14 protein-coding genes and 1 riboswitch are annotated in these 14698 nt (G+C 39.5%); all 14 genes read left to right on the plus strand.

From position 1 onward, the window contains the following. The 14 genes from C7381_RS01905 (at window position 1) to hisS (ending at window position 14290) form a co-directional block, all read left to right on the plus strand. Window positions 1-897, plus strand: a complete 897-nt coding sequence (locus C7381_RS01905) for a DNA double-strand break repair nuclease NurA (protein ID WP_116479669.1) — start codon at window positions 1-3, stop codon at window positions 895-897. Further along, window positions 897-2705: an ATP-binding protein gene (locus C7381_RS01910; RefSeq protein ID WP_116479670.1), complete on the plus strand. Its 1809-nt coding sequence runs from the start codon at window positions 897-899 to the stop codon at window positions 2703-2705. Before C7381_RS01905 ends, C7381_RS01910 begins: the two co-directional genes overlap by 1 nt. Then, window positions 2692-4131: a glycogen synthase gene (locus C7381_RS01915; RefSeq protein ID WP_116479671.1), complete on the plus strand. Its 1440-nt coding sequence runs from the start codon at window positions 2692-2694 to the stop codon at window positions 4129-4131. Before C7381_RS01910 ends, C7381_RS01915 begins: the two co-directional genes overlap by 14 nt. A gap of 859 nt (window positions 4132-4990) precedes the next feature. Then, entirely contained in the window at window positions 4991-5125 is a 135-nt protein-coding gene (rpmH, locus tag C7381_RS01920; protein ID WP_034547989.1) for a 50S ribosomal protein L34, read from the plus strand. 2 nt (window positions 5126-5127) lie between these two features. Next, entirely contained in the window at window positions 5128-5460 is a 333-nt protein-coding gene (rnpA, locus tag C7381_RS01925) for a ribonuclease P protein component (RefSeq protein WP_116479672.1), read from the plus strand. Further along, the gene (yidD, locus tag C7381_RS01930) at window positions 5457-5672 is read left to right on the plus strand and encodes a membrane protein insertion efficiency factor YidD (protein ID WP_116479673.1); all 216 of its coding nucleotides are present in this window, start codon (window positions 5457-5459) and stop codon (window positions 5670-5672) included. The genes rnpA and yidD overlap by 4 nt, the downstream gene beginning before the upstream one ends. 56 nt (window positions 5673-5728) lie before the next feature. Beyond that, window positions 5729-6406: a YidC/Oxa1 family membrane protein insertase gene (locus C7381_RS01935; protein WP_133240916.1), complete on the plus strand. Its 678-nt coding sequence runs from the start codon at window positions 5729-5731 to the stop codon at window positions 6404-6406. A gap of 2 nt (window positions 6407-6408) precedes the next feature. Further along, window positions 6409-7575, plus strand: coding sequence for a Jag N-terminal domain-containing protein (locus tag C7381_RS01940; protein ID WP_165803555.1), 1167 nt, complete (start codon window positions 6409-6411; stop codon window positions 7573-7575). Between the two features lie 16 nt (window positions 7576-7591). Then, the gene (gene mnmE, locus C7381_RS01945) at window positions 7592-8914 is read left to right on the plus strand and encodes a tRNA uridine-5-carboxymethylaminomethyl(34) synthesis GTPase MnmE (RefSeq protein WP_116479676.1); all 1323 of its coding nucleotides are present in this window, start codon (window positions 7592-7594) and stop codon (window positions 8912-8914) included. After that, window positions 8911-10815 (plus strand): tRNA uridine-5-carboxymethylaminomethyl(34) synthesis enzyme MnmG, encoded by a 1905-nt coding sequence (gene mnmG / locus C7381_RS01950; protein WP_425433150.1) that lies wholly within the window; start codon window positions 8911-8913, stop codon window positions 10813-10815. The genes mnmE and mnmG overlap by 4 nt, the downstream gene beginning before the upstream one ends. Further along, on the plus strand, window positions 10808-11494 hold the full coding sequence (rsmG, locus tag C7381_RS01955; protein ID WP_116479677.1) for a 16S rRNA (guanine(527)-N(7))-methyltransferase RsmG: 687 nt from the start codon (window positions 10808-10810) through the stop codon (window positions 11492-11494). The genes mnmG and rsmG overlap by 8 nt, the downstream gene beginning before the upstream one ends. A gap of 142 nt (window positions 11495-11636) precedes the next feature. Beyond that, window positions 11637-12563: a carbamate kinase gene (gene arcC / locus C7381_RS01960; RefSeq protein WP_116479678.1), complete on the plus strand. Its 927-nt coding sequence runs from the start codon at window positions 11637-11639 to the stop codon at window positions 12561-12563. A gap of 119 nt (window positions 12564-12682) precedes the next feature. Then, entirely contained in the window at window positions 12683-12955 is a 273-nt protein-coding gene (locus C7381_RS01965) for a hypothetical protein (RefSeq protein ID WP_116479679.1), read from the plus strand. Window positions 12956-12967: 12 nt separating this feature from the next. Next, on the plus strand, window positions 12968-14290 hold the full coding sequence (hisS, locus tag C7381_RS01970) for a histidine--tRNA ligase (protein WP_116479680.1): 1323 nt from the start codon (window positions 12968-12970) through the stop codon (window positions 14288-14290). A gap of 49 nt (window positions 14291-14339) precedes the next feature. After that, a riboswitch (cobalamin riboswitch) is annotated at window positions 14340-14525 on the plus strand. Window positions 14526-14698 lie beyond the last annotated feature (173 nt).

The following is a 14698-nucleotide window of genomic DNA, read 5'->3' on the forward strand; positions in this document are numbered from 1 at the left end:
ATGGAAATAGAAGAAATTTTTAAATCTTTTAATGACAGGCTTTTGGATAAACACAAAAAGTTGAAAAATGAAGTTACAAAGGAAAAGCTCTTGACATTGGGCGAGTTTTATATGTCGCGACACCTGACAGATGAAGAGATGAATAGTTTTCTTCCGAAAGGTATTGCAGCGGTCGATGGCTCAAACAATTCGTACGGTGGAGCGGATCCGAACATTATCCATTTTCTTCGTGCATGCTATATTCCGGATATGAAACGCGACCGTGTTGAAGAAGTGCGAATTTTAAGTCCGCTTGTTGACGTTGAGGTCTCACCTAAGTCCGAGCTTTCAAAACTCGAGCTTATAGCGGCAATGAAGGGCCTCGAGAAATATGATTCGAAGGCACTTTTGATGGATGGAGGACTTATAAGATATATTTTGGATGCGGAAGACGAGTACAACGAGCTACTTGAACTCGTGAAAGAGAGAGATACGCTTTTTATGGGCGTGATTGAGGACATGAAGAGCCGTTCGATTTCGAAGGCTTTGGATGTTGATGGCTTCGATAGGGAGCTACTTTTTGGTAAACTCGCTCCGGGAGAAGCATTTTTTCTTCATGACGAGTTAAACCTAAAAAAAGAGAGTTCGATAAGCACAATTTATTTGCGTCCGGGAAACGACCCGATGGCGATTTCGATTGATTTTCCAAACTTTTTGGGCGATAAAAGGGAACTTATAACAAATCTTGTTCGAACGCTTACACCGGACATGAGTCGCGGCATTCCGTTTATTTTGGACATTGTGGATAAATATGCGAAAGTGACCGACAAAGACATGCAATATTTTATAAAGAAATATATTTCAGAGGACGTTAAAAGGCTTTATTTGGATGAGGCAAGACAAAAGAGGTGGATGTAATGAAAGTTATTGGAATGACTACAAGCAGCGAGGCATATATCGTTGAGAGGGAAAATCCGATAAGGATAAATGAATATCTTAAGATTCGCGACAAAAATCAGGGGGATTTGATTTGCGAAACGACGAAGACGCACGCATACAACAGATTTATGCCGCTGAAGCCGGACAGCGATATGGCGGACACGCACGTGCTTGAGGTTTTAAAGGACCTTGGGTACGACATTGACAACGAAAAGATTTATATCGCGAAGGTGCGCCTTTTGAGCGAAGCGCCTTATCCAATTGAGACTGGATCCGAAGTTGTCGTGCCGGAGTTTGATGAAATAAAGGACATCCTTATAAGGACCGACGACAAAAAGGGACTCGTGCTCGGCGCAATAAAGAACACCGACGAGCTTTACAAATACGCCGACGAAAAATACAAGGACCTCTTCACGATGTTTGAGGACAAAGAGGAGAGGGAGCAATACGAGCTTCCGGCGATTTTCGATTTGTGGTCGATGAAGGACTATCCGCACATCGGCATCTTCGGGGGTTCAGGTTCCGGAAAAAGCTACGGAATCAGGGTATTTATCGAAGAACTTATGCGCCTTAATATCCCGACAATCGTGAGCGATCCGCACAACGAAATGAGTTTTGAATCGGACGACGACAGATTCAAGGACAAGTACACAATTTTCAATGTGGGCGTCGACGCCGGAATCGAGTTTAAGGACCTTTCGAGTTTCGATTTAACTTATCTTTTGAAATCCGCCGGTGATCTGAGCGATGCACAGTCGTCGTTTATTGAAATGGCACTCGAAAAAAATGAAAGTGCTGACAGTTTCAACACGAAAATCGAGTCGCTTATCGAGCTTTTGGAAATCGGAACGTCTGCGGACATCGAAAAATATATTGCAGACAATCCGGGACCTGAAGGAAACAGAATAAGCACTTTGTACAAGAACTACAAACGTTTTGTGCGCTCGTCAAATCTGTCGGTCATAAAAGCCATAAGATGGCGTTTTAAAAGAATTGAATCGACCGGCATTTTCAACTTCACGAGCCGCGACATCATAAATGCACTGAAGCAATCGAAGACTGTTGTCATCAGGGGTGAGATGCGAATTTTGCTCGTTTATATGAGTTATATTTTAAGGTCGCTCTATTACATGAGACGCACCTACAAAGACGAGCACGACGGTAGTGCTGAGCATTTCTTTCCGCCGTTTGTGTCGGTTATAGACGAAGCACACAACTTCGCACCGAAGGGCGACCCGAGACCTTCCAAGGCGATTATACGTGAAATCGCACAGGAAGGACGTAAGTACGGAGTTTTTCTAGCACTTGCGACGCAAAGACCGTCGATTCTAGACGACACGACGACCGCACAGCTGAATTCGAAATTTATTTTCAGGACCACGAGACAGACTGACATTCAAACGATTAAAGAAGAAACGGACATCTCGCCGGACGAATCGGCAAGACTTCCTTATCTCAGAAGTGGTAATGTGTTTTTCTCGAGTGCCGTCATGGGAAGGACGATGTTCATAAGAATAAGAAAAGCAATCAGCCATCAGCCGAAGAGCGAAAACCCGTTCGATGAATTGGGCATGATGAAGGAGTCGATGGACGAGGAAATCGTTGAAATTTTGGACAGATTCCTTCCGGTAAAAGTGCTCGATTTAAACATCGTTATGACCGAGCTCAGTAAAGTCGGAAAGGGCATGGACAGCAAGGAACTCATTGCATTTTTGGACAGAAAATCCGGAGAGGGCTACTATAAAAAGACGGAAACACCGTTTGGAGATAAATATGAAAAAGCTTAAAATTTTATTTGTAACAACAGAAGCACTGCCGTTTGTTAGAACTTCAAATATGGCGGACTTCACATACAATTTAACGAGAAAACTTAAAGAACTGAACACAGACGTAAGGCTCGTCATGCCACTTTTCAAATCAATCAAGACCGACTACAACTCGAGTCTTCGATTTGTGAAGAGCTTTGTGGTCGATTTGGGATACAAGGTCCACACCGCAACAATTTTGAGTCTCGATGTTGAGGGAGTTTTGTTTTATTTTGTCGATTCCGACGTGTATTTTGACAGACCGAGAATTTACGGCGAGAGAGACGACGCGGAGAGATTTATTTTCTTTAACAAAGCGGTGAACCTCATGATGAAGGAAATAGACTTTAAACCTGACATCATAGACGTGAACAACTATGCGTCGAGTCTTATTCCGGCTTGTATAAAAACAAAGAGACAAGTTGACAGTTTTTATCACGGCATAAAGACGGTGCTTTCGATTCACAACATCAGAAATCAGGGCATATATCCGGCGAAGGACATGGACTCGATTGCGAGCCTACCGCTCGAGCTTATGGAGGACCGCGAGTACAAATATTTCAAGGCGGTAAACTTCTTGAAAGCGGGAATCGACTCTGCAGATTATATAACGCTTCCGGCACCGTCACTTAAAGAGGAAATTGTGAGCCCATACTATGGCAGCAACCTCGACAATCTCTTGACTGCAAATTCGTTTAAGGTGATGGGGATTTTGGACGGAATAGACCACAGGCGTTATGATCCGGAAAAGGATCCTGCAATTTTCCAAAACTTCGGCGCAGACACACTTGAGGAAAGAGCGATAAATAAACAGGGCGTTATGAGCTACTACTCGCTATCAGGTTTTGAAAGACCTTTAATCTCGGTCATCGGTCGGCTTATTACAAGAAAGGGCGTGGACTTTGTCTACGAAAACATCGACTATATGGTCGAGGCGGGCTTTAATATAATCATTATGGGTACGGGCGAGCCGGCGTATGAGGATAAACTTTTGGAAAAAGAGCAGGAGTATCCACAGAACATTTCGGTTAAACTCTATGTAAATGAAAAAGAAGCGATTCGCGTTATGGCGGGAAGCGATTTCTTTCTCATGCCATCACGCACCGAAATACAGGCACTTAACCAGTTGATTGCACAAAGATATGGTGCAATTCCAATTGTTAGAGCTACCGGGACTCTGAAAGACGGTATAAGAGAATATAACAAATTTACAAAAAAAGGCGACGGAATAATTTTTCAGAACATGAGAGAAAAGGACTTCAGAGGAGCGATTGATGAAGCGAAGAAGCTTTATGAAGACGAACCCGAAACACTTGAAATAATGCGAAGAAACGCACTTATGAAAGACAGCAGTTGGGAAAAAACGGCGGAGGAATATTTGAGGTTGTTTCAAGATATTTCAGAATAAAAATGAGGATATCTATGGAGGGGAAAAGACCCTTCATAGATATTTTTTTGGGGATTTATTTGCGGGCCTTTTCGCGATAAACGCTTGATTCAATATTTCAGTCGCTGCGACGTACTTGCCAGTACGCCTCACTCCTAAAATATTTCATCTAAGCGTTTCTCATCGAAAATTCCGGGCAAATAACGTCGGGGGTTGGGGGTGGAGAATTGGTAAAGTCTTTTGGGTTCGAGATTTTATAAATGCAGCGTTGTTGGTGGTAATACATATTCTATATACACAAAAATGGGCGCCAGGACACACAGTGCCTGGCGCTACAACGCGTACATGGACATTTACAATTATATATACAGAATAATTTATGTATAAATACATACACGCCGCAAGTAGCGGCGACCAGTTTTTTTATCCATCGAACAGAAATCTATGATTTCGTCGTGAGATGAGATAAAAAGGTGTATCGCCGCCAATAACGAAAATGGACAGAAAATATTCTGTGAAACCTACAATGATGGATGAATTTAAAAATCGTTTTAGGTTTTTGGTTCGATATTCTCTTCACACACCGTTGTTGTTTTGTTTCTTAAAAAATTAAATGCCAAATATGGCGCCGGGGCATCGTTACTCCTAACGTCGTAACGTATGCCATCACGCTACAACGCATACATGGACATTTATAATTGTAAAATTACAAACACGTATCGCCGCCAAAATAAAAGTGAATAAAATTTTTAAATCAATTCATAAATTCGTTTTAAAATTTCGCCAAAATAATTTTCTTTTTCAAAGCCGCACTCTTTACAATTTTTACGGTTTATGGTATAATCTCTTGTGTAAAACTATATGATAAGGAGGTGTGGTTATGAAGAGAACTTACCAACCTAAAAACAGACAAAGAAAAAAGGTACACGGTTTTAGAGAAAGAATGAGAACTAAAAACGGCAGAAATGTACTAAAGAGAAGAAGAAACAGAGGCAGAAAGGTCTTAAGCGCATAATAATGCTTAAACCACAGAATCGACTTAGGCGCGATTTGGATTTCAAGGTTATTTTTAATCGCGGTGTAAAAAAATACAATAGAAATTTTTCACTTTATTATTTGCCGATGAACAGAGGCAAAAAAGTTGGGATTATCGTTTCTAAAAAGCATGGAAATGCTGTGAAAAGAAATCTTTTGAAGAGGAGAATTCGCGCAATTATGTATCCTTTGGTGCCGCAACTTAAATACGGCAACTTGATTCTCGTGCCGAAAGTCAATGCAGATGAGCTGGATTTTAAAGATCTGAAGAAAAATATTATTCACATACTGAATTTGGGGGATTTGTTAAAGTGAGACGGATTGCACTTGGAGTTATTTGGTTTTATCAAAAGTTTATATCCAAATATATTCTCACGGGCAGCCACTGTCGCTTTACCCCCACATGTAGTGAATATGCCAAACAGGCATTCACAAAATACGGATTTATGAAGGCTCTATACTTAACTATAAGGCGAGTTGGAAAATGTCATCCTTATCATAAGGGTGGATATGATCCGCTTCCATAAAAATTGAAAGGAAATATATATTGTTAAGCTTTTTAGGTAATATACTGGGCTATGTTATGCGATTTATTTATGACACTCTTTCGCATATAGGAACTGAACCTGAAAATTTCAGTTATTTTGCGATGAGTATAATTGTAGCCACTCTATTTATAAAATTAATTACATTGCCGCTAAATTTGAAGGCTGCGAGACAAATGAAGAAGACTCAGGAGTTACAGCCGCAAGCAAAAGAAATTCAAATTAAGTTTAAGCATGACCCGCAAACAGCAAATATAAAAATTCAACAACTTTACAGAGAAAACGGAGCGTCAATGACCGGCGGATGTTTGCCGATTTTAATTCAGATGCCTGTTATACTTGCTTTCTTTAGAGTTATGCAAAATCCGGGACTTTATGTTTTTAATCAACCGGGACATTTTGAATCAATCAGTAAGACATTCCTTTGGATTAAGGATTTGACTCTTGCAGATCCGCATTGGTATGGTCTTCCGCTTCTTGTAGGATTGACGACATTTCTTCAATCTTTCACAACTCCAAAAGTAGGAACACCTGAGCAACAAGAACAAATGGCATCGATGAATACGATGAACTATATCATGCCGATAATGTTTTTCTGGTTCGCTTTAAAATATCCTGGTGGTCTTGCATTGTACTGGATTACAAACACTTTGTTTACAGCAATACAACAATTAATCACAAACAGAGCTCTCATTTTTAAAAAGAAAGGAGAATAATGATGGATAAAATAACTCTTGAAAAGAAGACAGTTGAAGAAGCAATTTTAGAAGGCTTGAAACTTCTCGGTGCAAAGAGAGAAGATGTAATTATTCATGTCGAAGAAGAAGGCCAAAAAGGATTTTTAGGTCTTATCGGAGGCAAGGATGCAAAGGTTACCATTGTTAAAAAAGGCACTCCTGATGCAGCTTTATATGAAGACAATGAAAGTGATTCTTTAACAAAAAATGCTGCAACAAATTTTATAAATGATGCAAAAGAAAGCGTTACCGAAAAATATGAAAATTCAGATTTTAAGGAAAACGTAGATGAAGCCAAAGAAAAGGTTTCAGATTTTGCAGACGATGCAAAGAAAAAAATAGAGAGTTTCACGGAAGATACGAAAGCAAAAGTCATGGAAGTAACTGAAGTTGTTCGCAATGAAGTTTCAAATTTCAAGGACGATGTTAAGGATTCTTTTGAAGATACAAAGGAAAAAGTTTCAGATTTTGCTGAAGATGCAAAAGAAAAGATTTCTGAAACAACAGAATCGGTAAAAGAAAAAGTTTCCGAAGTTAAAGAAGAAGCGCACGAAGATGTTGCAAAGTTTAAAGATGATGCTAAAGAGTCACTTGAAGATACAAGAGAAAAAGTCAACGATAAGATTGACGATATAAAAGGTGAAAATATAAACTCTACATTCCCGCAATTTGAAACAAAGGATGAAGCTGCAGAAGCTTCTAGAATTTTCCTTGAAGACATGATGCACAAGATGGGTTATGCCGGAGTTGTTGAGGTTATTCCACCGATTGAAGAAGATGAAAACTATGTTTTGGATATTATTCCGGACGATTTCAAGATGAATTCAAGGTTTATCGGTAAAAAAGGAGATACTCTCTCCTCAATCGGTTATCTTGTAAATGTTTTCCTTAGAAATAGATTCCAAGGTGATATGATGATTGAGGTCGACTGCGGGGATTATATTTATGAAAAACAAGAAGATTTGAAGAGTTTCGCAAGAATGGGTGCAGAAAGAGCACTCAATGAAGGCGAATATAAATTTAGACCGATGAACGCATACGACAGACGATTGGTCCACAGAGAAATCAATAAGATCGAGGGCGTCACAACACATTCTGAAGGTGAAGAACCGAGACGTCGAATAGTCGTTCAACGTGACCCGCAATAAAGGCGGGTTTTTTGTTATGAGAACTATTGCTGCAATAAGTACTCCGCCGGGAAAAGGCGGAATAGGAATAGTGAGAATGAGTGGAGAGTTTTCTCTAGAAATTTTAAAGAAAATTTTTACAAAAAAAGAGATTCGTCCACGTTTTATGCACTATGGAAAAATAATTTATGAAAACCGCGTTGTAGATGAAGTTATGGCATGTTATTTCAATAAGCCGTACACATACACATGCGAGGATATGGTTGAAATTTATTGTCACGGCGGCTATGTGAGCTGTCTTTATATTTTGGAAATTCTTCTAAAGCTCGGTGCTGTTCCTGCGGAAGCGGGGGAGTTTACAAAACTCGCATTTTTGAACGGAAGGATTGACCTTTTGGAAGCGGAGGCTGTCGAAGGAATTATCGAGGCCGAATCAAAAGAGGAACAGCTTATGTACGCCGATGTTTTGGGAGGAAAACTCACCGAAAAACTTGAATCAGTTTTGAACGATGTGGTTAATCTTATAAGTGAATGCGAAGCAAAGATCGATTATCCTGAACTTGGCGACGTCGACGATATGAAGGAAAAGCTCGAGAAAATTCACGGAGGACTTATTTCATTTTTGGACGACGAAAAGAGGACGACATATATTAGAGACGGTTTGAAACTTGCGATTATCGGGCGACCGAATGTCGGAAAGAGCAGTCTTTTAAATGCACTCACAAACAAGGAGAGGGCGATTGTGACGGAGATTGCAGGAACAACGAGAGACACTATTGAGGAGACCATAAATTACGAAGGACTCACGATAAGACTCATCGACACAGCCGGGATAAGATCGACCGACGAGGTCATCGAAAGAGAGGGCATAAAGCTTTCAAAGAAGGCTGCGGAGGATGCTGACTTTGTCGTTGTCGTTTTGGACGGCTCTACACCGCTTCAAGCTGACGATTTTGAAATAATGGAACTTGTGAAGGACAAGGAAAAGGTTTTTCTTATAAATAAAGAGGACAAGGGTTTAAAAATCGATTTGAAGAGCGTTGAAAAATACGGAGAATACATTATTTCTTCGATTAAAAACGACAGTGGTGTTAGGGAACTTTTAGATGCAATCAAAAAGAGAATCGTGCACGAAATCGATTTTAACGTTACAAGCATTTTTAATATCAGGCATGTCGATTTGATTGAAAGGGCGATTTCAGAAATCGAAACCGCGATAAGAGACATCGACGTTATGCCTTTTGAAATTGTAGAGGTGAGCCTTCGTGAGGCACACGAATATATTTCGATGATTTTGGGACGAGATACGTCCGAGGATATTATCGACCGAGTATTTAGAGATTTTTGCGTTGGGAAGTGATTTTATTGACTTATTTAAAAGATGAATATGATATTGTAGTTGTTGGGGCGGGACACGCCGGAAGTGAGGCGGCAATCGCAGCTGCAAATATGGGGCTAAAAACTTTAATAATCACAATGAATCTTGACGGTATTGCCGCTCTTTCGTGCAATCCGAACATAGGAGGAACCGGGAAGGGGCATCTCGTAAGAGAACTCGATGCACTTGGCGGATATATGGCTCTTAACATCGACAAGGTTTATCTGCAATCGAGAATTCTTAACACTTCAAAGGGACCGGCCGTTCATTCACTACGTGTGCAAGCGGACAAAATAAGATACCACGAAGAGATGAAAAAGAAACTCGAGTCCACGGAAAATTTAACACTCCGCCAAATGGAAGCAACAGACGTCGTTATTGAAGACGGTGAAGTGAATGGCGTTGTCGTTCGTGACGGCAGGACTATAAAAGCGAAAGCGGTTGTCATTGCAACCGGAACTTATCTTCGTGGAAAAGTTTTTATAGGCGATTTGAACTACAACAGCGGACCAGACGGTCGTTTTCCGTCTATGCTTTTGTCTGAAGGATTAAAAAAACACGGCATCACTTTAAGACGTTTAAAAACGGGAACTCCGGCAAGAGTAAACAGAGACAGTTTGGACTTTTCGGAGATGGAAGTGCAACATGGCGACGAGATTGTAACGCCGTTTTCGTTTATGAACGATGAAGAGGATATAAGACGTGAACAAGTGGACTGTTATCTCACGCACACAAATGAAAAGATGCACGAATATATTAGAGAAAACATGGACAGAAGTGCACTATACGGCGGACTTATTGAAGGCACTGGACCGAGATACTGCCCGTCGATTGAAGATAAGGTGAAAAGATTTCCGGACAGGAGCGACCACCAAGTTTTCATAGAGCCTGAGAGTGCAAGCACTAAGGAAATGTATGTTCAGGGAATTTCGACGTCAATGCCGGAAGATGTGCAGGAAAATATGTATAAAATGGTTCGTGGAATGGAAAATTGTGAGATTATGCGTCCGGGTTACGCCATTGAATACGATGCGATTTTTGCAACGGATTTGAAGTCGACACTTGAAAGTAAGACCATAAAAAATCTTTTCTTCGCCGGACAAATAAACGGAAGCTCAGGCTACGAAGAAGCTGCAAGTCAGGGATTGATTGCGGGCATAAATGCGGCAAATAATGTCCTTGGTCACGAGCCGTTTGTGATAAGAAGAGACGAAGGTTACATTGGAGTTTTGATTGATGACCTCGTAACGAAAATTTCTTATGAACCGTATAGAATGATGACGGCAAGGGCTGAGTACCGCTTGAGTTTGAGACAGGACAATGCGGATTTGAGGCTCACAAAAAAAGGATACGATGTAGGGCTTGCAACAGAAGAAAGGCTCGAAAGAACTATAAAAAAAGAAGAACTTTTAAATGCTGCAGAAAATGAAATGAAGGGCATTGTGCTCACTCCAAAAGACGATATAAATGAAAAAGTTTCATCGTTTACAACGCCTATAAAAACTGCAACGACGCTTTTGGACCTTTTAAAAAGACCGGAAGTTCGTATCGATGTTCTTTTAGAAAAGTTTCCGATTGAAACGGAGCTAAACAGAGAGCTGCGACTACTTCTTGAGACGGAAGTGAAGTATAGCGGATATATTAAAAAGACTGAAGAGCGAATAAACAAGCACCACAAAGAAGAAAACAGAATTCTCGGTAATGACTTCGACTATGACAGTGTACCCGGTTTAAAAAAGGAAGCACTTCAAAAACTTAAACAGATAAAACCTGAGACAATTGCACAAGCTTCCAGAATAAGCGGAGTGTCGCCAAGTGATATCAACGTTATTATGATTCACATGGAAATCGAAAAGAGGAAAAAGGAGAAGAGAAGTGAATGATATAAACTTCACCGAAAAAGAAAGAGAACAAATCGACCGTTATTTGGATATGCTCATTTCAAAAAACAAAGTTCTAAATCTCACGCGAATCACGGACTATGACGAGATGTGGGTGAAACATGTTTTGGACAGTGCAAGCGTACTTCCTGTGTTGGATGAAATAGGCACGAAAAAACTTGTCGACGTTGGAACGGGAGCGGGATTTCCGGGTGTTATAATAAAAATTATGAGGCCGGACATCGAAGTCGTTTTGCTCGACAGCCTTAAAAAAAGACTGGTCTTTCTTGATGAGGTTATAGAAGAACTTGGCTTAAAGGGTATCAAAACTGCTCATGAGAGAGCGGAAGAGGCGTGCAATCCGAACAGAAAAGACGGATACAGAGAAATGTTCGATACATCGATTGCACGTGCAGTCGCAAGGCTAAACACTTTGATTGAATACAATTTGCCGTTTGTAAAACCGGGCGGTCACATGATTGCGATGAAGGGGCCGGGAGTAAATGAAGAACTGGATGAGATAAAAAACGGTCTAAACACTCTTGGCGGTAAAGTCAAAAAAACATACAATTTTTCCCTTGAAAACGGAGATGAAAGAAATATTGTCGTGATCGAAAAAATTAAAGCAACTCCGAAGAAGTATCCGAGAATGGGGAACAAACCGAAAACGCAACCGCTTTAATTTCTTGTATGTGATTAGAATCAATTTGGTTTTAAATACACCTTAAGATTTCTAAAATGTCTTATTTATGTTAAAATTATGCGTTATAATGTAGTTGGCTTAGATGATTATCCGAGCCAATTATTTTTTTAAGGAGATAATTATGTCCAGAATTTTAATTTCTCTTGGAGGCAACGCTCTAGGAACTTTATATAATGATTTAAAACAATCAGTTGAAATTATTGCAGGACCGATTTGTGACCTTGTGAAACATGGCCATGAAGTTGTAATTTGTCATGGAAACGGACCACAAGTGGGATATATTAAAAGCAATATCGACAGAGGTGCAAAGGAAGACAAGACTGAGAACTTGCCGCTCTTTTCATGTGTTTCAATGAGCCAAAGTTTCATCGGTGCTGAACTTCAAAATGCAATCGACAACAAGCTTAAAGAAATGGGACTTAAAAACGAAGTTGCAACTGTAGTGACAAGAGTTATTGTGGATAAAGATGATCCGCACTTCAAAAATCCGACGAAGCCAATCGGTGCATTCTATACAAAAGAAGAATCTGAACAACTTGAAAAAGCTGGAAAGACAATGATTGAAGATTCAGGACGTGGATATAGAGAAGTTGTTGCAAGTCCTATTCCTATTGAAATTGTGGAAAAGAATATATGTAAAACTTTATCAAATGCAGGCACAATTTTGATTGCAGGCGGCGGCGGAGGAATTCCGACAATAAGAACTGAAGAAGGACTAAAATCAATAGATGCTGTAATTGACAAGGACAGAACATCTGTTCTTCTTGCAAGCGATACAGATTGCGACAGCCTTGTAATTTTGACCGGTGTTGAAAAAGTTTCAATAAACTTCAACAAACCGAACCAAAAAGATTTGTCACAAATGACACTCGCTGAGTGCGAAAAATATATTGCTGAAGGACAATTCCCTGAAGGTTCAATGCTTCCAAAAATTGAAGCTGCAATGGACTTTGTAAAGAGCGGAAAAGGTAGAAAGACTTTAATCACAAGTTTGGATAAACTTGTCGAAGGCATGAACGGTAAAACGGGAACGTTTATAGTTGAATAAAATTGACCGGAAGAAATTCCGGTTTTTTTGTGCAAATTTTTAGAATTTTAAAATATAAAACATAAACAATACTTTTATTTAAAACGATTTTCGTGTATAATAAAGAAAAGGAGGGTTTTATGGAAAACAATAACAACGGGATTTTATCCCTAATTTTAGGAATTTTTTCAATAATTTGCTCCATTTCGGGTTCGATGCTCACACTTCTCGGTATTCCAGTAGGAATTGTTGGAATTGTGGTTGCAAAGAAATCACTTGATTATGAACCCGGCAACTCACTTGGGAGGGCGGGGCTTATAACCTCAATTATAGGAATAGTTTTGTGTAGCGTCATTTTTATTGCCTGCACAGCTTGTATCGGTATTTTGGTAACCGGATACGACATGTTATAGATAAGGAGAATTATGAACAAGAATTTTGAAACTCTTAAGGGGACATACGAATATTTGCCCGCAGAACAAACTTTGAGAGAGGAAATTAAAAGAAAACTCACAGAAATTTTTAGAATTTATGGATTTTCACCGGCTGAAACTCCGATTTTATGTATGTATGATTTGTTAGCTTCGAAATATTCGGCAGATGCAGATATATTAAACGAAACATATAAATTATCCGACCAAGGGGAAAGAGCTCTTGGTCTTAGATACGACCTTACAATTTGCTTTTCAAAATTAATTGCGACAAACGGATCTATTGTCATGCCGTTTAAGAGATATGAAATCGGCAAAGTGTTTCGTGATGGTCCGGTAAAGCTCGGACGAAATCGTGAATTCACGCAATGCGATGTCGACATAGTGGGTGTAAAATCAATCATGCAAGATGCTGAATTTATGAACCTTACACACGATGGATTTAAAAATTTGGGACTTGACATTGAAATAAGATACAACAACAGAAAACTTTTGACGGGACTTATTCAAAAGATTTTCGGAAAATTGGATGCTGACACTACCAGAAAGGCAATCATGCTCATCGACAAGCTCGACAAACTCACAAATGACGAGCTTAAAGCAGAGTTTAAGAAAATTGATTTCGACGGCGAAAAAGTTGATGAACTTCTTCAAGTTCTATCACTTTCTTTTGATAAAATCAAAGAAAAATACGAAGCTGACGCGGAAGGAATTTTGAAAGAGGGAATCGATGAGCTAAGCGAACTTATTCTTTATACAAAAAACACAGTCGCAAGCGAAGACATGGTCTTCAGTCCGTATCTTGCACGCGGGATTGACATTTACACAGGAACCGTTTGGGAAATTTTCCTAAAAAATAGAAATGTTAATGGACACGACTTCAATGTAAGTTTGGGTGGTGGCGGAAGATATGACCACATCATAACGGAATTTGTCGGAACAGGTGAAGAATATCCGGCTATCGGTATGAGCTTCGGGCTCGATGTAATCTATGAAATTTTAAATAAAATGCACGAAGGCGAAGTAAAATCATGTGTTGATTTATTTATAATTCCAATCGGTACGGGTGTAGACAGTTTCAAACTTGCAAGCGGGCTTAGAAACGAAGGATTAAAAGTTGAAATTGAAAAAATGGATCGTCGTGTAAAGAAATCGATGAACTATGCAAACAAGGAAAATATTCCTTTTGTAGTTGTAATCGGTGAAGACGAAGTGAAAAATGGAAAAATTAAATTAAAAGACATGCAGTCCGGAGATGAACATGAGTTCGGTATCGGCGACTACGTAAGCATGAAAAAAATTATAGAAAATAAATAGAAAAATCGCTCTTTTTTGAGCGATTTTATTTTTTTTTTATGTTGACTTTTTAATTTGTTTGTAATATTATATTAGTGAAGAGATATTTAGCGATTACGCACAAGGAATCCGGTTAGAATCCGGAACAGCTACCTCTACTGTATTTAAGTAAGATTCGATTACATGCCACTTAACGGGAAGGCGATCGAATTTGAAGCTTATAAGTCAGGATACTTGAAATGTCTCAAAATATTTTCGGGTTAGGAAGGTATGACTGTTTATGGAACCCGCGAATATACGCGGTTTTTTTATGCCTACTTTTCTTATCCTTACAGCCAAATCGCAATTTGCCGCATAGTCACTTCTAATAATATCGTCAATTTGGAACACATATTTGCAGCAAATTGTGATTTTAAGAGTTCAAGGAGG

It is taken from the genome of Ezakiella coagulans (assembly GCF_003096635.1).
In the GTDB taxonomy this organism is placed as follows: domain Bacteria; phylum Bacillota; class Clostridia; order Tissierellales; family Peptoniphilaceae; genus Ezakiella; species Ezakiella coagulans.